The following is a 19,429-nucleotide window of genomic DNA, read 5'->3' as shown; positions in this document are numbered from 1 at the left end:
CGCATTGCAGGGAGGGTGTTTTAAATTATTGTCGACTTGGCTACTAGCTGCCTGATACCGAGCCAAGTGCGCCTAGGCAGTAATACTTCGTCTCCAAGTACTCATCAATACCGGTGGCGCCACCTTCACGGCCAAGGCCGGACTGCTTCACACCGCCGAAGGGTACCGGCGGGCCGGTCATTTTCACCGAGTTGACGCTGACCATGCCGTACTCAAGCGCGCGCATCAGTTTCCAGATACGACGAATATCGTGAGTGTAGATATACGCGGCCAGCCCGTACTCGGTGTCATTCGCCATTTCAATGACTTCATCGTCGGTGCTATAGGCGGTGATACCGGCCACAGGGGCAAAGTTCTCTTCTCGCCACACTTTCATTTGTGGCGTGACGCCTGTCAGCAACACTGGCATGAAGAAATTCTCGCCGGGTGCCTGGCTTTGATCACCGCCGATCATGGTGGCGCCTTTGGAAATGGCGTCATCGACAATGGCGGCTGCTTTTTCTACCGCCTGACGATGAATCAGCGGGCCCAGGTCTATCTCGCTCTGTAGGCCATTGCCTACGGTGAGTGCCGCCATGCGTTCGGTGAATTGCTCAACAAATTCATCATGGATGGATTCGTGCACCAGGATGCGGTTGGCGGCTAGGCAATCCTGCCCCGCCGTTTGGAACTTGGCGTTTACGGCTGCATAGGCCGCCTCTTTGGGGTCCATATCCGGCCCAACAATAAACGGCGCATTGCCGCCCAGTTCCAACGACAGTCGTTTAACGGTATGCGCGCTCTGTTCAATTAATAGCCGGCCCACGCGAGTAGAGCCTGTAAAGGACAATGCACGGATACGTGATTCTGCGCAGAGAATCTTTGAGACTTCCGCCGGATCGCCCAGCACCACGTTGAAAATGCCTTCAGGAATACCAGCACGCTCGGCAAGCTCCGCCAACGCCAGCGCTGAAAAGGGCGTTTCATTGGCCGGTTTTATAATTACAGGGCAGCCCGCCGCCAGTGCCGCGGCGGCTTTGCGGGTAATCATCGCCAGTGGGAAGTTCCACGGCGTAATCATCGCGGCAATGCCGACCGGCTCTTTAATGGTACCGAGCGATGCATTAGGAATATGGCTGGGGATGGTCTCGCCGTATGTGCGTTTGCCCTCTTCGGCGAACCAGCGCACGAAGCTTGCGCCATATTCCACTTCACCACGGGCATCCGGCAGCGGCTTGCCCTGCTCCAGCGTCATGATGGTGGCAAGGTCTTCACGGTTGGCTTGAATCAGGTCATACCAAGCCAGTAAACGCTCACAGCGCTCGTCGGCACGCAGTGCCCGCCAGTGAACGAAAGCGGCTTCAGCGGCATCTACCGCAGCAGTAATTTGTTCGGCTTCCAACAGCGGGATATGGCCGATCGCTTCATTGGTGGCAGGATCATATACCGCTTCTTCGCGACCACCTTCTCCATGCGTCCATTTACCGTTCACATAGGCATACTGACGGAAAAGGCGCGGATCTTCCAGGCGCTTGGCGAGCGTGGTCGATAGTGTGGTCATGGAAACCTCCCCTCAAATGCAGTCTGGCTAACCGAGCGCTGCAGTCACTGTGTGGCATTGGTAGCAAGCGCTCTTAAGCCTTGCTATCGAATGCACACAGGTTAACGGAGAGGGGCCACGAAGTGTTTTTGAAAACCGAGGCTTATCACGCGACTTTTTTTGTCGATGAGCGTTTGGCAGTGGTTTTTTTTGGTGAGATATTCATTTAACGCGTCGAGACGACAACATAGCCCTTTCATTCAAAGCTAAACAATTATTGTAAATAAATATTTCAGCACCACGCGGGTAATTTCTCGGTTAAGCTTGGCTTCTCTTTAATAAAGTTAGCCGTACCGCTATAACAAGGCGATGACGTGATGGTTTGACGAACTGTGTGAGGGTAAACGTGTTTCGACTTTCCTATTACCAACAGCTCTCACAACGTATCGGCACAATGACGGTACGCCACAAGTACGATATCGACCGTCACGATACGCGTCTGCGGTCATTGCATTTGCACACATCACTACTGGCACTGTTCTATTTTTCTTACACGCTGGTCGATATTTTTTTGCTGCCTGATATCGCTATCCGTTCGGTGTTACTACGCGGTTTCATCGTCGGGCCACCCACCGTCATGCTCTTTGCCTATTACAAGCGCCCTGTTTCGATACGGCGCAAAGAACTGGCCGCCGTATTGGTGGTATGTCTTGCCACGGTGGTGTGGTGCGCCGTTCTATTCAGCTCAGAGAACCCGCATGTCTTGGGCTACTTTTACGCGGGCCTGGTATTTCTAATGGTGCTGACCATTGTTCTCATCCCGCCTTTTGAATACAGCCTCTATGGTTCGCTGTTTGTCTTCGCGTGCCTGTATGCCACGGTAGGTTTTTTAGCCGGGGCTAACAGCAACTATGTGATGAACTATCTGGCACTGAGTGTCCCGGTGCTGGTATTAACATTGATAGCCAACTACCGTTTTTGCGCAGAATCACTGCGGCTCTACTTGGAAAACGTGAGTGTGGAAGCGCTGCGCGAAGAGTTGGCTGCACGCAATGCAGAGCTTGAAAGAATTTCCCACGTCGACCCGCTAACAGGGCTTGCCAATCGCCGCGCCCTTGATCGCCATGCGGCGGCGTTACAGCAACAGCCACCCAGGCAAAGCTACCTAGCGGTCATTATTGTCGATGTGGACTATTTCAAAACCTTTAACGACTATTATGGCCACGCCGAAGGGGATCGCTGCTTACGTGCCGTTGCCAGCGCGATCCGCACCGCCTGTGACAACGATGACGTGGCGTGTCGTTTTGGCGGCGAAGAGTTCCTCATCTTGCGTTCCGAACACACCCCGCGGCCACGCTGTGCCCTCGCCCTCGCGGAAAACATTCGCCACAAAGTAGCCAGTTTGGCTATTCCCACCAGCCCACGCAAGAGGGTAAGGTAACGGTCAGCGTGGGGGTTTGTGCTGGGCCATTCGACCCGGAAACAGAGCTCGAAAGATTGATCAAAACCGCCGATGTCGCGCTTTATAAAGCCAAGCGCGAGGGGCGCAACCGGGTGCGCTACGGCTCACACACGAAGGGTAGCGCCCTTCCACCGCTACCGACTTAGAGCGTTGACGCCGATAACGCTTAGTAGCCCACGTCGATATCGATGCCAATTGGCTCGCGTTTGACGGTCTTGGTGACGATATAGGTGAAGTAGCGCTCAATCCCCGCTTCAGACACCAGCCACTTATCCATTAAACGCTGATAGCTATCGATGGTGCGCGCTTCAAACTTAACGAGGTAATCAACGCCGCCGCCTACCGCCACACACTCGGTCACCTCAGGAGTTTGCATGACCAGCGCTTCGAAACGAGAGAAGCTTTCGGCGTTGTGCTGCTTGAGTTCGATCTGCACCCAAACAGGGTTGCGTGGCACCAGCACGTCCGCATTGATACGGGCGGTGTACCCTTCGATAACACCCGCCTTTTCCAGCCGCTTTACTCGCTCCCAGCAGGGGCTGACCGAGAGGTTAATCGCCTCGGCCAGCTTGGACTTGGTGATCCGCCCGTCACGGGAGAGGATATCGAGGATTTTTAGATCATACCGGTCCAATTTCATCATGCCAGGCGCTAAGCCTCCAGGCGTTCAACAACATCGGCGATCACCGCCAGGGTGTCCCCCATATTGATAAGCGAGGGCGCACGGCGGGCCATCAAAATGCCATCACGCTCGGCTTTATACGCCACCGGAGCGGTACCGCTGCGCGTCATGTCATACACGTAGGCGATGGTTTGGCCTTTTTTCACCTCATCACCCAACGCCACTAACAGTTCTAACACGCCGGTGTGTTGGCTCTGCACATAACAGCTGGCATCGGGCATATCGAGATAGATCTGCCCGCCTTGCGGCATTTCAACATCGCCTTCTACCAAGCCGTAATGGATTAAGAAGTTGCGCACACCCCGCTCGGCAATAGCGATGCTTTGGGGTGTCGAGGTGCCACCGCCGCCCAATTCTGTGGCGACGAAGACTTTACCCTGACGCTCGCAGGCAGTGTCGAACAACCGTTCTGCATCGAGTTCAAACATCACCATAGCGTAAGGCGCCCCAAAGGCTTTGGCGCCCTCAAGGGCGGATTGCTGCTGCGCTTTGTTATCCAACACGTGGGACGCACCAAACGGCAGGATATCCAGCGTACGGCCGCCGGAGTGTAGGTCGAGCACGATATCCGCCATCGGCACCAGCACCCGGGTGAAGTAATCGGCTATTTGCGGCGTCACACTACCATTGGGATCACCGGGAAAGCTGCGATTGAGGTTGCCTTTATCCATTGGCGAGGTGCGCTTACCTGCCATCACTGCCGGCGTATTCATGCAAGGCACGATGATCACACGCCCTGTTACGTCTTCCGCTTTCAGCGTCGAGGAAAGCTTCAGCAGCGAGGTAATACCCTCGTACTCATCGCCGTGGTTGCCACCCGTCAGCAATGCCGTTGGGCCTTCACCATTTTTGACCACGGTCACTGGAATCATCACCGCGCCCCAGGCAGACTCGTCGGTAGAGATGGGCAGCTTTAAAAAGCCGTGCTGCACGCCGTCAGCGTCGAAATCCACGGTGGCGGAAATAGGGCTTGGTCGTAGTTGGCTCGACTGATCGATCATTGGGTATTCCTTTTTATACGGGCGGCTCTTTAACAAGCGACTATTTGACGAATAGCTGGCGCGGAAAATTGGCCAGGGTTTCGCAGCCGTCTTCGGTAATCAATATGCTTTCGGTAATTTCCAAGCCCCAGTTTTCTTCCCAGAGCCCCGGCATAAAGTGAAACGTCATGCCCGGCTCAAGAATAGTCTCATCAGAGGGGCGTAGGCTCATGGTGCGCTCGCCCCAATCGGGGGGGTAGGAAATACCGATCGGGTAACCACAGCGGGCACCGCCACGGTCAAAACCATACTTATCCATTGCAGCACCCAGCGCCATGGCAATATCCGCCGTGCGGTTGCCGGGCTTGGCGACCGCTAAGCCATTTTCGATGCCTTCCAGCAGAGCCGACTCCGCGCGGATAAAGTCGGTGGGCGGCGTACCCAGGAAAACCGTACGTGACATCGGCGCATGGTAGCGCTTAAATACCCCGGCAATTTCAAAGAAGGTACCCTCGCCTTTGCGAAACGGTGTGTCATCCCAGGTCAGGTGAGGGGCAGCAGCGTCTTTACCGGTAGGCAGCATGGGAACGATGGCGGGATAGTCACCACCAAAGACCTTGCCGTTTTCGTCTACAAAACCTTCGATGCCAACACGGTAAATTTCAGAGACTAATTTGCTCTTCGGCAAGCCGGGCTCAATCACTTCCAAAATGCGCGAATGCATGCCTTCCACAATCTTGGCAGCAATGCGCATATAAGCCACTTCTTGGGGCGATTTTATCGCCCGGCACCAGTTCACCAGCGCATTGGCATCCATAAAACGCGCATGGGGCAGCTCGCGTAACAGGCTTAAATACGCCTTGGCAGAGAAGTAATAGTTATCCATCTCCATGCCTACTACGCCCAAGTGCCAGCCGCGATCCGGCATGATCGACTGGGCCAGATACTCCATCGGATGCATATCCGGATTCTGCACGTAGTAATCCGGATAATAGGTAATATTTTCGGGATCAATCCAGCAGGTGCGCAGCGCACCGTTGGCATCCATACGCCGTCCGAACCATACCGGCTCTCCTTCAAGACCCACCAGCACACACTGATGCACATAAAATGACCAACCATCGTAGCCGGTTAGCCAAGCCATATTGGAAGGGTCACTGACGATCAATACGTCAATACCACGACTGGCCATTTCAGCGCGCACTTTCCACAGGCGGTTAGCGTACTCTTCGCGCGTGAAAGGCAGGGAAACCTGAGTCATCGGGCAACTCGCCATTAAAGATCACCAAGAACCAGCGTACTGCCTACGATAGGCACGCAAAGCTGGGCCACAGGATCGACCTGACCACCGCCGCAGCAGGCCTGCCAATGTCGTCTTAAGCCGATACTAGCACCCACCCTTGGTTCGTGGTCAAAGGCTTTATGACAAAAAGTGCATAGAACATCATTATTTAGGCTGAGCGAGCTTATAACTGCTACAGCGGTTATCCTTCCACTCTGCTCAAGTCATAGATACATTTTCCCGCTACGAACGTCTGCTGCGGCTGAAGTTTGTTGTCGAGTAGCGTCACATCAGCATCGAAGCCGATTGCTAAACGCCCCTTTTGGGCATGTAAACCGAGGACTCTAGCGACATTGGTGGAAATTAAGCCTAACGCTGACTCAAGAGGCAACACACCTTCACGCACCAAGCGCTGCCAATCTGCAATGAGTGTCGTGTTCCTGGCGACCTTCATCCCCAGGTAGGTCCCCTGGGTATCGAATTCGGGCAAACTGCCGTTGCAGTCGGAGCTCATGGTGATGAGTTCAGACGGGACGCCGCGCTCGAGTAAGCGAGACACAGCATCAAAACCAGACAGACCGTCGCCGGCGTCTTCAAAGGCGGTGACATCGACGCTGGCGTTGAACGTTAACGCATAGTCCGCCGCTTCTTCGAGCAAGGCAGGGTGGCGATTCACATGGGTGGGAATCACTTGCTCGGCGGGAATCTCAGTCTCGGATAGCAATCTACGCAGCGGTTCCAGTCCCCGCTTTCCATCGCCGAGATGGAAATGGCAAATACCTCGCTTACCCGCCAGCATGGCGCCCACGCGGGTATCGCTGACGAGGCGTTCGATTTCATCCTGACGCGGCTGGCTCGATCGATGATCAGAGATAGCGATTTCGCCCAAACCAATGACTTCGGGTATCCAGGCCAGATCGCGCTGGATATCGCCGGTCAGCGTGGGAGGCGGGACGCGATACGCACCGGTGTACATATAGGCAGATATACCCTCGGCTTTCAGCCCACGGACCTTGGCCAGCAGACCGGCTGGGGAACGACTAATACTGTCGGTGCCCAGCACCCCCACCACCGTGCCAATCCCCATCGAGGTGATCTCATGGGCGGTTATTTCCGGACAGCGGGTGCCGCAGCCGCCTTCGCCGCCACCCCCGGTCACGTGAACGTGCTGATCGATAAAGGCCGGCACCGCGGTGAGCGTCCGCGCATCCACAACCCGCACCGGCCAGCCCGCGGGGATCTCGAGGTCACGCCCCAGGGCGGCGATACGGCCATCGGCGATCAGGATATCGTTCGCCTCGAGAGGTTCCGGCGCATAGATGCTGCCGACCCGCAGCAGGGTCAGCAACCGGTCATTCTGGGCGTTGGCGGGCGTCATGGCGACTCACCGGCTGGCGTTGTGACGTCAACCGACCGGAAGCGTCGCCCTCTGATCCGCTCAATAGCGCTTTCGACATCGTCGATCAGCAAGACCAGCAGGTCACCTTCGCTTGCCTCCTCGAAAGCACGTTCCACGGCCTGATGCTCTTCCATGATGACCTCCACCCGGCAGGCGCCCGGGATAGACTCGGCCCCTTCGCGCAACAACCGAGCGGCGTCACCGGGGAGGCGTCCGCGAGCGTCGGTCTCGTAGATAAAGACGACGTCGTGCATCTTGGCAAGCACGGTACCCAGCGTGAACAAATCCTCGTCGCGACGATTACCGGGTGCACTGGCCACGCTAATCCGTCGGCGGGCCGGAATACATCCGACCAGTTCGCTCAGAGCCTCAAGCGCTGGCACATTGTGGCCGTAGTCGATCAGCACCTTCATGCCGTCTGCGTCGATGAGGTTGGTACGCCCAGGGTTCTGGCCGGGGGTGGGGTTGAACGTCTGCAGGCCCATCTGAATATCGGCGATCGAAAGACCCAGCGCATAGGCGGCGGCACTGGCCGCCAGGGCATTAGCCACATTAAAGCGGGCATGCCCTTCGAAGGTGATTGGCACGTCCACTACCGGGATCAACTCGGCTTCAACATGGCCCTGACGCATCACGATACGCTCGTTGTGGACGGTAAAAGCGACACCTTGTTCGTGGACATGCTGACGAACGGGGCGGGAGTTAGGGTCCAATGTGAAGAAGATGATCTCACCCCGAGCCCACTGCTGACCTTCCAACACACGGGGGTCATCGGCATTGAGCACCGCCGTACCGCCCTGGCGAACGGCATCGATCACCACCGTCTTGCAGCGCGCCAGCTCATCAAGCGTGTGGATATCGTGCTCGCCCAGGTGGTCGCTGGCAATGTTAAGCAATACGCCCACGTCGCACTCGTCGAAGCCCAGACCGCGGCGCATGATGCCGCCGCGGGCGACTTCCAATACGGCACACTCGACCGTGGGCTCGCGAAGCACGATCTCTGCCGCCTGGGGGCCGCTATAATCGCCGCGCAGGATGACATGATTGTCTATCTCGATGGCTCCAGTGCAGGCCATGCCGACGTTGCGTCCCGCCTGACGTAGCAGGTGAGAGAGCAGCCGCACCGTGGTGGTTTTGCCGTTGGTGCCAGTAACCGCTGCAATGGGAATACGCCCGGTTGATTCGCTGTCGGGGAACAGCATGTCGATCACCGGGCGACCCACATCGCGGCACTCCCCGTGGGTAGGCGAAAGGTGCATGCGAAAGCCGGGGCCTGCATTCACTTCAACCACCGCGGCCGATTGTTCCTCGAGGGGCTTCGTCAGGGTTTCGGCGAGCAAATCGATGCCGATGATGTCCAGCCCTACCAGCCGCGCGATACGCTCAGCTACATAGCGCACTTCCGGGTGGACATCGTCGGTGACGTCTGTCGCCGTGCCTCCGGTGCTAAGGTTTGCCGTGGGCTTGAGAAAAACGATTTCGCCCGCAGGAATCACGCTCTTCAGGGTCAGGTTTTGCTGGCCGATTAGCCGTAGCGACTGCTCGTCCAACTTTATCTGGGTTAGCAGGTTCTCGTGGCCGACCCCGCGGCGCGGGTCGCGATTCTCAGCGTCGACCAGCACCTGGAGTGTTGCCACCCCGTCGCCCACCACATGGGCCGGACGGCGCCTTGCGGCGGCGACGAGTTTGCCGTCAATGACTAGCAGGCGGTAATCCTCACCGCGAATGTACTGCTCGACAATCACCGATGAATTGCGTTGCGAGGCAATGTTGAAAGCATCACTCAGCGCTTGGTCGTCCTCGACATTGGTGCTTACCCCGCGGCCATGGTTACCGATGACCGGCTTCACCGCGACGGGATAGCCGATGAAACTAACGGCGTCCAGCGCCTCATCGAAAGAGCTACACACCCGCCCTTGGGGGACTGGAATGCCGGCATCACCTAGGACCTGCTTGGTCCACTTTTTATCGTCGGCGATACCGTAGCTGATAAGGTCTGTATGGCCGGTCACCGTCGCCTGGATGCGCTGCTGGCGGTGGCCGTGACCGAATTGGATATAGCTGTTTTCCTCGCTCAAACGCGTATGGGGAATGCCACGCTGAGTAGCGGCATTGACGATGGCCGCCGTGGAAGGGCCAAGCATGTGGTCGTCACGTACCTGCCTGAGGCGGCCAAGGATGGCCGGCAAATCAATCGCTTCACCGCAAAACAAGTGCTCGACAAGATTGACTGACTCGACACCGGCAGCCAGTCCGCAGGCCTCATCGCGGTAGCGATAGACTACGCTGTAAATACCGGCCTCATAGCTGTCAATGGTCTTGCCATAACCCACCGAGAAGCCGATCAAGTTCTGCAGCTCAATGGCAACATGTTCGACGACATGGCCAGCCCAAGTGCCGCGTTCCAGCCGCTCCAAAAAGCCACCCGGGCGGCCCACCGAACAGCGGTGCTCCTGCAGGGTCGGTAGCAGCGCGGTCAACCTTTCAACGATACCGGGCACAAGGTCGCTCGGCCGTCCCTCAAGCTCACCAATATCAAGGCGCATAAAAATGGCCGGATAGCGACTGAAGTAGTTCGGGCCTCGTAGAGCCCGATGTTCAAGAATATTCATCGCCCCACCGCGAGAATGGCGCCAAGTTTGTGGGGGACGAGATAGCGTCGAGCCTCAACGTCAAAGCCGTGGCCGCTAACCAGCGCATGGAAGATCATATGCTCGACGGCCACGGGTTCCCCCATGGCGAGGTCGGCAATGTTTGAACTCGCCAGATCCCGGCTATCGATAAGGATGACATGTCCTGAACCGATGGCTTCAAGAATGCCGTGGGGGTGAATAATTACCGCAGCGTCCTCACCCAAGCCCACCCCCAGGTGTTCGGGATTGCTGGCGCCGACCTCCATCAGCCGTGTGAAGCGCCCGCGCTCGAGAAAGTGGCTATCGATGATCAGGTCATCGACGAAACCCAGGCCGAAGGTCAGGTTGACGCCACCTTTGCGCAAGGCATCGGCGGCGGCACCGTTGTAGATCATGGTGCCCGGCATGGCCGCTGCGCCCGCGCTGGTTCCGGCCACCACGGCCCCGTCCTGCAAGCGTTGGCGGATGGCCTTCAACACCGGCGAGCCGCCCAGCACATTGGTCAGGCGCAGCTGATCACCGCCAGTAAAGAAGATGAGGCCGCTTTGCTCGATCAAACGCACCGTTTCAGCATCAGTTGCCGCCTTTCGGTCCTGGATACCCAGCGAATGAACGTCACGTGCACCCAGGCGTAGGAAGGCCGCTTCGTATTCGGGTAGAACCTGGTCGGAGATACTGCTGGCCGTGGCGATGACCGCGACCTCCTGATAACCCTCAGGAGCTAGGGAAAAGACCTTCTTGAGGATTTCAAGGTCAGAGGTTCTGTCTTCTGCACCGCCGATGGCCACGAGGTGACCGGATGCCAAAAAAATGGGAGAGGCCATATCCCTTTCGTCGCCTAGCGACGCTTTTGAGGGACACTGAATCATTACCGATAGCGGCAATAATGTCGTATCGCGTGATTTTTAATCTAGCTTTTCACTTGTAACAATTCAGTTATAACAGTTGGAAACTTCCCCTGCCAGATTAATCAAGGTTCTTCGGCCTGACGAAACATCTCCTGCAGAGCAGCCCCTTTCCTGCTCTCTTACGTATTAGCCAAGCGTAGCAATGTTAAGCCGCTATACTTCGAAAAGCGGCCTTTCCTCACGCCTAGCCTGTCGATCAGTCCAGGCAAGCCTTCATCTCCTGTCTGATGCCCCTTGCATCTGGGTAAGGAGTGCTGAGAAGACCGCGCTTTCGCCAGGAGGCGATCATGAACAATCGGAATATTTTTGTTGTCGGGCTGGATGAACTTAATCGTCAACGTCTTGCACATTTACGTGGGGCTGAAAATTACCGGTTCCATGGCGTGATCGAACCAGCAGAAGTCAATGATACGGACATCTTTCCTATCGAAGACATGCTGGCCAGAGCCGAAACCCAGCTGAAAGCCTTTGGTGAGCCTATCGATGCCATCGTGGGTTATATGGATTTCCCCGTCTCGACCATGCTACCGCTACTCTGTGAGCGACTGGACACGCCTTCGACCAGTCTTGAAAGTTTACTAAAATGCGAACACAAGTACTGGAGTCGACTCGTTCAGAAGGAAGTGATCGCCGATTATATACCGCGCTTTACCGCCTTTGACCCTTTCGACCCAGACGCCCTTCAGCATATAGGGGAAGCGGGGCTGTATTTCCCATTCTTCGTCAAACCCATCAAGTCGTCAGGCTCACGGCTGGGTTTTCGCATCGAAAGCCCCGAAGATTTTGCCCACGCCGTCGAGCGTTTGTGTGAAGGCATCGGGACGATTTCAGAGCCCTTTAACTACGTGCTGGAACACGCCAACCTGCCTGATAACGTACGCTCGGTCGATGGTGGCTACTGTATGGCGGAAGAGATCATCGGCGGCTGGCAATGTACAGTCGAGGGCTACGTCTTCCAGGGTGATGTTGTCCCGTATGGCATTGTCGATTCGATTCGCTATCCGCAGGTGCTGAGCTTTTTCTACTATCGCTATCCATCGCGCCTTCCCGATGCCATTCAAACTAAGATGCAGGACCTTACGCGTCAAATCATGGCCCATATTGGCTATGACAATGCGGCCTTCAACATCGAATACTTCTGGGACGAAGTGCAGGATCGCGTCTGGCTGCTGGAGATCAATACCCGCGTGGCGCAATCGCATTGCGACCTGTTCGAAAAAGTCGATGGAATCAGCCACCAACAAGTCACGGTGGATCTGGCGTTAGGGCAGTTACCCGATATGCCTTTTCGAGAGGGGCCATTCAAGGTGGCTGCAAAATTCTTCTACCGAGTGTTCTTCACCGACGCCACCGTCAGCCAGGTCCCCAGTGCCGAGGAGATCGAAGCGCTACAGCAGGCTTTCCCCGGCACCGTAATCACACTTCAGGTCGAGGCCGGTATGCGCTTATCCTCCCTGCCTGAGCAAGACAGCTATAGTTACGCCATGGCTTACGTGTGGATGGGGGCAAAGGATGACCTCACGCTTGAAGAGAACTATGCGCGACTTGCCGAGCAGCTACATTTTGGCTTCGAGGATATCGTCGGCTGAGCGTCGTTTTACTCACTAAGGAGCAGGTCCATGCATATCGTCAGCCACTTCACCCGCAACGTGCAGGAGGAAGAAGACTGGATCACGCTGGCAGATGGCTGCCGCCTAGCCATCCGTATCTGGCGCCCGGTGGATGCCGAAAGCGACCCGGTACCGGCCATTCTTGAATACCTGCCCTATCGCAAGAGAGACCTGACGGCGATTCGCGACGCGCAGACGCACGCCTATTGGGCTGGCCACGGTTACGCCGGGGTGCGCGTTGATATGCGTGGCAGCGGCGAGTCGGACGGCGTGCTGACTGACGAATACTTGCAACAGGAACTCGACGATGGCGTCGAAATTTTGCAATGGCTAGGCAAACAGCCCTGGTGTACCGGCAATGTCGGCATGATCGGCATTTCCTGGGGCGGGTTCAATGGCCTTCAGATCGCGGCGCTACAGCCGCCCGAGCTCAAGGCCGTTATTACGCTGTGCTCAACTGACGATCGCTATGCCGATGATGTCCACCACATGGGTGGCTGCCTGCTGGGCGATAACCTATCGTGGGCCTCGACCATGTTCGATGCCAATACTTGCCCACCCGACCCGCAATTGGTCGGTGAACGCTGGCGGGATATGTGGATGGAGCGCCTGGAGCATAGCGGGCTTTGGCTGGCGACGTGGCTCCAACATCAGCGCCGCGACGACTATTGGAAGCATGGTTCAGTCTGTGAGGATTTCTCACGCATTCGCTGCCCTGTGTATGCCGTTAGCGGCTGGGCCGATGGTTACTGCAATGCTGTATTTCGGTTGCTCGCGGGGCTCGACGTACCTCGTAAGGGCTTGGTAGGCCCCTGGTCGCATAAGTACCCCCACCTTGGTGTTCCGGGCCCAGCCATCGGTTTTTTGCAGGAATCGCTGCGCTGGTGGGATTATTGGTTGAAAGGCAAGGAAACGGGCATCATGGACGAGCCCATGCTGCGCGTATGGATGCAGGATTCCGTTCCGCCATCGGCCCGTTACGAGGAACGACCGGGGCGCTGGATTGCCGAACCGAGCTGGCCATCACCGCATATCGAACCAAAGCACTTCCGTCTCACCAGTGGCCATGACTTGCTGCCTGTACCCCAAGGGCCAGCGGCGTTTGTATCTGGCGACGATACGCCTCTTACCGTTCGTTCGCCGCTATCAGTAGGCCTGTTTGCTGGCAAGTGGTGTTCTTATAACGCGCCACCGGATCTGCCTCACGATCAACGCGACGAGGACGGCGGTTCACTGATTTTCCAGACGGCCCGGCTTGATCAGGGCATCGAGATTTGCGGACAACCCGTTGTCGAGCTCGACATAGAAGCCGATCAGCCGGTGGCGATGGTAGCAGTTCGGCTCAGCGATATTGCCGACGACGACAAAGCGACCCGGATTTCCTATGGCCTGCTCAACCTGACACACCGTGATAGTGACGAATTCCCTCAGCCTCTTGAGTCTGGTAAACGTTACCGTGTTCGGGTACTGCTTAAACACATCGCGCAGAAATTTCCTACAGGCCACGCTATGCGGCTCTCGCTCTCAACCAGTTACTGGCCGCTAGCCTGGCCGTCGCCCGTTCCTGTCAAACTGACCGTACATCCTGCTGGCTGTCAGCTAATCCTGCCTAGCCGTGAGCCCCGGCCTCAGGAAGAAGCGGCGCTGACCCCGTTTGGCGAGCCGGAAGGCGCACCGCCACTCGCCGTGACCCTGTTGCAGCCCAGCCAAGAATCGTGGCGAGTAATACGCGACCTGGCCCAGGATCAAACCACGCTTGAAGTCATCAATGACGAAGGCACCTTCCGTCTCGATGATATCGATCTAGAACTCTCTTCACGGGTGACTGAGCGCTATACTTATACCTACGGGAACTACAACAGCCTCAGCGGCTGGACCGAGTGGGAGCGTAGTTTCCGACGCGGCGACTGGGAAGTACGCAGCATGACCCGCACGTTGATGACATCCAACGCCAGTAGCTTTCGCTTGCGGGCGACCATGGATGCCTATGAAGGAGATAGCCGCATTTTTTCCAAAAGCTGGGACGAAGAGATTCCACGCGACCTTGTTTAAGCGCAGTTCTGCGGGAACATTGTTAATATTTTTCGTGAGAGAAGGTGTGACAAAAAAGATGCTAACGCGCTAATTTACGAGGCAAACAAGAGGAGGCATGCTAACTAATCATTGTTAAACCACTTGCAGCCATCTTTTACGCTCCTCATCATAGCCGACATGAATAACCACCTTAGCGGGAGACAAACAATGAAAATTGTCGTGCATATTGATGAGGCTGCACAGTGGCAAGAGGCGCTTTCTGACGCGCTACCACAGGCGACCGTCGTCACCAGCGATGCATCAGCGGATGAGCGCAAAAATGCTGACTACCTCGCCATTTGGAAAGCTCCCGCACATTTGCTGCAAGAACAAACTCAGCTAAAAGGCATCATCAACTTAGGCGCTGGAGTGGATTATCTACTGAAAACGCCAGGGCTGCCCCGCGATGTCCCTATCGTAAAATTACGTGATGCGGGCATGGGCGAGCTAATGGCCGATTACGCCCTCTATGGTGTATTGCATTTCTATCGCAGCATGGATCGTTACCTGACTCAGCAACAGAGCACCACGTGGCAGCCACAAGAGGTAGTGGATAAATCCCAGTGGCCAGTCGGTGTATTAGGCCTCGGTGCGATTGGCGGCTATGTGGCCAGCGCTTTGCAACAAGCTGGCTTCCCTGTGTTGGGCTGGAGCCGCTCTCCCAAACAGCTCATTGGCGTGCACTGTTTTCACAGCGATGATGGGCTAACCGAATTGCTTGGCCAAGTGCAAAGCCTGATCACTATTCTGCCTGACACAGCGGCCACTAAACACATTCTCAATGCCGAACGGCTGGCCCAACTGCCCAAAGGCGCTAGTGTGATTAACCCAGGCCGTGGCAGTTTGATTGATGAGCAAGCGCTGTTGGATGCGCTAGGCAGCACTGACCAGCCGGGCCACTTGCGCGGTGCCTTGCTGGATGTATTTCATGAGGAACCGCTACCCACGAACAATCCACTTTGGCAGCATCCAAGAGTGATTGTCACCCCGCATATGGCCGCCCCTACTCCGCTGAATGATGCCATCGACCAAGTAATTTCCTATCTGCATACCTTTGAATCAGGTGAGAAACTTTCCACCGTTAACCCGGACGCAGGCTACTGACGCTAAACCCCGCCTCGGCTATACTCCTGTGCTGGGAACCAAGTGCTGGCTAAAGGCTCTTAGGAAGACACCAATTTTAGAGGAAACGCCCTTGGTCACTGTTTTCGCACGACGGCTTGGTCGCACGCTCGCCGGAGTAGGGTTTAGCCTTGCTGCCATCTGCGCTAGTGGCATGACTTTAGCAGCAGAGACGCTTCCAGACCCGCAACCCTTTGAGGCTAAATACCGTCTTGAAGTACGTGGCTGGCCTGGGGCAACCATCACTCATCGTCTATCTAACGAAGGGAATCACTGGTTAAGCGACATGCGCTTTTCAATTACCGTGGCACGCGGCCAGGAATTCAGCCGTTTTACGCTGAACGATGATGATATCGAGGCGCTGCTCTTTAGCAGCCGTTATTCAGTGCTAGGCATGGGCGATAGCTATCAGTTGAACGAAAGTGATATTGGCAGCTTAGATCGGCAAACGGCACTGTTTGCTCTGTCCCGCCGAGCAGGGCATGAAAACTGTACTGAGAGCGCGCCCTGTGAGATTGAATTCGTCGATCAGAAAGGGCGTGACGAGCATTTTCAATATTATGTGCATGAAAAGAAGGGATCTGAGCCAACGACCATCAGCGTACCTGCCGGTGAGTTTGAAGCACTGAGTGTATCGCTGATTGATACTGAGAAGCCCGACCGACTTCTGCAGCTCAACTTTCACCCCGACTGGCCCGGCCTGATACTATCGGCGGTATACCAAAAAGAGGGCCGCCGCGAAACACAACTGACGTTAACTCAGTTTCAACCAGAGGGGGGGTCGGCCCCCTAAATGCTTTCAGGTTTATTCATTGTTCTGTTACCGCTCGTACTAGGTTACTTAGTTCGCGTCCGATCCAAGAGTTTTCAAAAACTCATTAACCAAGCAGTGAATAGTTCAGTCTATTTAATACTGTTATTTATGGGAATGAGTCTTGCTGGGCTTGAAAACCTCACCAGTCAGCTCTCTCGTTTAGGCGGCAATGCTTTGCTGCTTTTTAGTATTACTACACTGTTTAACCTAACAGCGCTCTGGTGGCTATCGCGCCGTTTAACCTTTAAGGCAGGCAACTCGCCAGTGGTGAAAAATGCCCCGACCAGTAAACTGGCGGCGATGCAGGGTTCACTGCTGCTAGTGGCTGTGGTGGCAGGCGGCGTTATGGTTGGCCTGTTGTTAGGACCGCACCTGGGTGAAGGGCTTTTTCACACGGCGGATCTACTGGCCGAATGGGTACTCTACTTACTGCTGGCGCTAATTGGCTGTCAGCTGCGCAACTCCGGCATGCCCCTCAGACAGATCCTGCTTAACCGAATGGGGCTGGCGATAGCGGTTACACTCGCACTAAGTTCACTCTTGGCAGGCTTAGCAGCCGCCCCACTCCTGTCGCTACGCTGGAACGAGGGACTGGCCATGGCGGCAGGCTTTGGCTGGTACTCGCTGTCCGCTATTTTGATTGGTGACCAGTTGGGCCCGCTGATGGGCGGTGTGGCGTTTTTCAACGACCTTACCCGTGAACTGTTGGCATTCATTCTGATTCCATTAGTGATTCACCGTCACACTGCACTGGCGATTGGCTACGGCGGCGCCACCTCCATGGATTTCACTTTGCCCGTCATTCAGCAGCATGGCGGCGTGTGCTGCGTGCCTGTCGCCGTGGTCAGCGGGTTTATCCTTTCGCTGCTCTCCCCCCCGCTGATCCTGTTTTTTCTTTCGCTTTCGGGCTGATAGAGCTAAAAATCGCTCGTATTGGAAACAGAGATCGCAAATCTTTTATCTTTTATTAAAAACTACGTGTAAGTGATTAAAGTTAAAGAACTTAAATTTTTACTGCACTTAGTTTAAAACCCAGCTCAAAACCCAACTGTCTCTTAGCATCCGTATTTAGCATAGATATTGATTTAAGTTATGTCGTCTTCCACTTAGCTAACCTATCCTTTCTCAACTATAGTTCTTAAGTAGTGACTTCCGATGCTACGTCTAAAGGCAGGAAAGCCAACGGCGTTTAGAAAAGTCATTAAGCTTTAACGAGCTATCTAGTGAGACGATATTGACCATGATAATCCAGGGAGGTCGAGCATGGGCGATGTGGCTTTGAGTGAGGTTACGAGAGATAAAAGCATGTCGGAAGAGAGCATGGTAGAAGGTGTCGAAAAAGTGCAATCCAGAGTTAGCGACACACCTTTTAGTTATAACCAAACGCCCTCCCGATACCATTCAAATCAATCTATTAACGATCGTCATTATGACGTTATCGATCGAAGCCATAAAGATAAACTCGATTCACCACAACGCATTTTATTTGTTACTACAGAAATTACCGATTTCGTTAAGGTTGGTGGGCTGGGTGATGTCTCCTCCGCACTTCCCCGCGCATTAGCGGCACATCATGACGTGCGTGTGTTAATTCCGGCTTACCGGGAAATGATCGAGTCCGAGCATGAGATTATTACCGTCGGTCACTTGCCTGCCTTTGCTGGGCTGCCAGCGTGTGATGTCGGACGCATAACGTGTGACGATGGGCTGATCATTTATGTGCTTTTATGCCCAGAACTTTATGAACGGGCAGGCACCCCTTATGGCACCGGCTCAAGCGGCTACGGCGATGGTCAAGATGAAGGTTGGCAAGATAATGACATCCGCTTCGCCAGGTTGTCACGAGCGGCTGCCGATATTGCTCTAGGCAAAGCCAACCTCGACTGGCAGCCCCAGCTTTTACACCTCAATGACTGGGCGTGCGGTTTGGCGCCAGCCTACCTTCATTGGGACGGCCAAGGGCAGCCCATCCCCAGTGTTTTCACCATTCATAACCTGGCTTACCAGGGTGTGTTTGATGCTTCACGCCTTGATGCACTCGGCATCCCAAACGAGGCGTTTAATATTGATGGCGTCGAATACTATGGCGAGCTTTCCTTTATGAAGGCGGGGATTGTCTACGCCTCGAAAGTTACCACCGTCAGTGCGACCTACGCCCAAGAGATCACCACGCCAAAATTCGGCTGTGGGCTGGACGGGCTGCTTCGCTGCAAAGCCGAACAGGGGCGTTTAAGCGGTATTCCCAATGGTATTGACGACTCCTGGGATCCACGCACCGATAGCCATTTGGTTCAGGCTTTCTCATCTAACGATTGGCGCGGTAAGCGTGCCAATGCAGATTATGTTCGCCGTCATTTTGGGTTAACCCCCAGCCAAGGCCCTTTGTTCGCAGTGATATCCCGCATGGTACATCAGAAAGGGCTCGATCTGACCATTGAGGCAGCGAAGGCTATTGTCCATGCGGGCGGCCAAATCGTTTTCATGGGCTGCGGCGAACACCATGTAGAAGAAGCCCTGCGCAGACTGGCAGTTCGCTTTCCTGGTGCCATTACGGCCTACATCGGTTTCGATGAATATCAAGCTCGCTGCCTTTTCGCTGGAAGCGATTTTTTGCTTATGCCGTCACGCTTCGAACCCTGTGGACTAAGCCAGATGTATGCCCAACGCTTCGGCTCATTACCGATCGCTCATCGTACCGGTGGCTTGGCCGATACGATTGAGGATGGCGTGACCGGCTTCCTGTTTGACGACATGCAGTTCGGTAGCTATATGCATGCCATTCAGCGCGCCTTTGCGGTATACAAGTCAACCGACCTGTTCAACGCCATGCGCGGGGCTGCGATGACAGGGCGTTATCACTGGAAGCAGTCGATCGTCCCCTACAGCAAGCTGTACCTGCAAGCGCTTGAACAGGCAGGAAACGAGGCGACACTGACCCGGTGATA

General features: G+C 55.4%; 13 protein-coding genes and 1 pseudogene. 7 read left to right on the top strand and 7 right to left on the bottom strand.

Going from position 1 to position 19,429, the window contains the following annotated elements; translation table 11 throughout:
* Positions 1-43: 43 nt before the first annotated feature.
* Positions 44-1,540 (bottom strand): NAD-dependent succinate-semialdehyde dehydrogenase, encoded by a 1,497-nt coding sequence (locus tag ACUVOF_RS05965; protein ID WP_447043469.1) that lies wholly within the window; start codon positions 1,538-1,540, stop codon positions 44-46.
* A gap of 433 nt (positions 1,541-1,973) precedes the next feature.
* On the opposite strand from ACUVOF_RS05965, the pseudogene ACUVOF_RS05960 reads away from it, so the two are divergent.
* A pseudogene (locus ACUVOF_RS05960) lies at positions 1,974-3,127 on the top strand (diguanylate cyclase domain-containing protein).
* Between the two features lie 20 nt (positions 3,128-3,147).
* On the opposite strand, the gene ACUVOF_RS05955 reads toward ACUVOF_RS05960, so the two are convergent.
* The 6 genes from ACUVOF_RS05955 to ACUVOF_RS05930 all read right to left on the bottom strand — a co-directional run bounded on the left by ACUVOF_RS05955 (position 3,148) and on the right by ACUVOF_RS05930 (position 10,826).
* Positions 3,148-3,624 carry an Lrp/AsnC family transcriptional regulator gene (locus ACUVOF_RS05955; protein ID WP_447043468.1) on the bottom strand — a complete coding sequence of 159 codons (477 nt, stop codon included), beginning with the start codon at positions 3,622-3,624 and terminating at the stop codon, positions 3,148-3,150.
* 8 nt (positions 3,625-3,632) lie between these two features.
* On the bottom strand, positions 3,633-4,664 hold the full coding sequence (doeB, locus tag ACUVOF_RS05950) for a N(2)-acetyl-L-2,4-diaminobutanoate deacetylase DoeB (protein WP_447043467.1): 1,032 nt from the start codon (positions 4,662-4,664) through the stop codon (positions 3,633-3,635).
* Positions 4,665-4,704: 40 nt separating this feature from the next.
* On the bottom strand, positions 4,705-5,904 hold the full coding sequence (doeA, locus tag ACUVOF_RS05945) for an ectoine hydrolase DoeA (RefSeq protein WP_447043466.1): 1,200 nt from the start codon (positions 5,902-5,904) through the stop codon (positions 4,705-4,707).
* Positions 5,905-6,127: 223 nt separating this feature from the next.
* Positions 6,128-7,303: a beta-aspartyl-peptidase gene (gene iadA / locus ACUVOF_RS05940; protein ID WP_447043465.1), complete on the bottom strand. Its 1,176-nt coding sequence runs from the start codon at positions 7,301-7,303 to the stop codon at positions 6,128-6,130.
* Positions 7,300-9,936: a cyanophycin synthetase gene (cphA, locus tag ACUVOF_RS05935; RefSeq protein WP_447043464.1), complete on the bottom strand. Its 2,637-nt coding sequence runs from the start codon at positions 9,934-9,936 to the stop codon at positions 7,300-7,302. Before cphA ends, iadA begins: the two co-directional genes overlap by 4 nt.
* On the bottom strand, positions 9,933-10,826 hold the full coding sequence (locus ACUVOF_RS05930; RefSeq protein ID WP_447043463.1) for a cyanophycinase: 894 nt from the start codon (positions 10,824-10,826) through the stop codon (positions 9,933-9,935). The genes cphA and ACUVOF_RS05930 overlap by 4 nt, the downstream gene beginning before the upstream one ends.
* Before the next feature lie 326 nt (positions 10,827-11,152).
* On the opposite strand from ACUVOF_RS05930, the gene ACUVOF_RS05925 reads away from it, so the two are divergent.
* The 6 genes from ACUVOF_RS05925 (at position 11,153) to glgA (ending at position 19,427) form a co-directional block, all read left to right on the top strand.
* The gene (locus tag ACUVOF_RS05925; protein ID WP_447043462.1) at positions 11,153-12,454 is read left to right on the top strand and encodes an ATP-grasp domain-containing protein; all 1,302 of its coding nucleotides are present in this window, start codon (positions 11,153-11,155) and stop codon (positions 12,452-12,454) included.
* A gap of 30 nt (positions 12,455-12,484) precedes the next feature.
* Positions 12,485-14,527, top strand: coding sequence for a CocE/NonD family hydrolase (locus tag ACUVOF_RS05920; protein ID WP_447043461.1), 2,043 nt, complete (start codon positions 12,485-12,487; stop codon positions 14,525-14,527).
* A gap of 189 nt (positions 14,528-14,716) precedes the next feature.
* Positions 14,717-15,652 carry a 2-hydroxyacid dehydrogenase gene (locus tag ACUVOF_RS05915; protein ID WP_447043460.1) on the top strand — a complete coding sequence of 312 codons (936 nt, stop codon included), beginning with the start codon at positions 14,717-14,719 and terminating at the stop codon, positions 15,650-15,652.
* Positions 15,653-15,743: 91 nt separating this feature from the next.
* Positions 15,744-16,463, top strand: a complete 720-nt coding sequence (locus tag ACUVOF_RS05910; RefSeq protein WP_447043459.1) for a hypothetical protein — start codon at positions 15,744-15,746, stop codon at positions 16,461-16,463.
* Positions 16,464-17,396 carry a lysine exporter LysO family protein gene (locus tag ACUVOF_RS05905; protein ID WP_447043458.1) on the top strand — a complete coding sequence of 311 codons (933 nt, stop codon included), beginning with the start codon at positions 16,464-16,466 and terminating at the stop codon, positions 17,394-17,396.
* Between the two features lie 351 nt (positions 17,397-17,747).
* A complete protein-coding gene (gene glgA / locus ACUVOF_RS05900) occupies positions 17,748-19,427 on the top strand; it encodes a glycogen synthase GlgA (RefSeq protein WP_447043457.1) in 1,680 nt (559 codons plus the stop codon).
* Positions 19,428-19,429 lie beyond the last annotated feature (2 nt).

The organism is Vreelandella sp. H-I2, assembly GCF_052959335.1.
Note: the sequence above shows the minus strand (reverse complement) of the source record. Positions and strands in the feature narration are given on the sequence as shown.

Coding starts and splice junctions, on each gene's coding strand:
- ACUVOF_RS05930 (WP_447043463.1), bottom strand. CDS start 10,826: ATGATTCAGTGTCCCTCAAAAGCGTCGCTAGGCGACGAAAGGGATATG.
- cphA (WP_447043464.1), bottom strand. CDS start 9,936: ATGAATATTCTTGAACATCGGGCTCTACGAGGCCCGAACTACTTCAGT.
- doeB (WP_447043467.1), bottom strand. CDS start 4,664: ATGATCGATCAGTCGAGCCAACTACGACCAAGCCCTATTTCCGCCACC.
- ACUVOF_RS05925 (WP_447043462.1), top strand. CDS start 11,153: ATGAACAATCGGAATATTTTTGTTGTCGGGCTGGATGAACTTAATCGT.
- ACUVOF_RS05965 (WP_447043469.1), bottom strand. CDS start 1,540: ATGACCACACTATCGACCACGCTCGCCAAGCGCCTGGAAGATCCGCGC.
- ACUVOF_RS05915 (WP_447043460.1), top strand. CDS start 14,717: ATGAAAATTGTCGTGCATATTGATGAGGCTGCACAGTGGCAAGAGGCG.
- ACUVOF_RS05920 (WP_447043461.1), top strand. CDS start 12,485: ATGCATATCGTCAGCCACTTCACCCGCAACGTGCAGGAGGAAGAAGAC.
- doeA (WP_447043466.1), bottom strand. CDS start 5,904: ATGACTCAGGTTTCCCTGCCTTTCACGCGCGAAGAGTACGCTAACCGC.
- iadA (WP_447043465.1), bottom strand. CDS start 7,303: ATGACGCCCGCCAACGCCCAGAATGACCGGTTGCTGACCCTGCTGCGG.
- ACUVOF_RS05905 (WP_447043458.1), top strand. CDS start 16,464: ATGCTTTCAGGTTTATTCATTGTTCTGTTACCGCTCGTACTAGGTTAC.
- glgA (WP_447043457.1), top strand. CDS start 17,748: ATGGGCGATGTGGCTTTGAGTGAGGTTACGAGAGATAAAAGCATGTCG.
- ACUVOF_RS05955 (WP_447043468.1), bottom strand. CDS start 3,624: ATGATGAAATTGGACCGGTATGATCTAAAAATCCTCGATATCCTCTCC.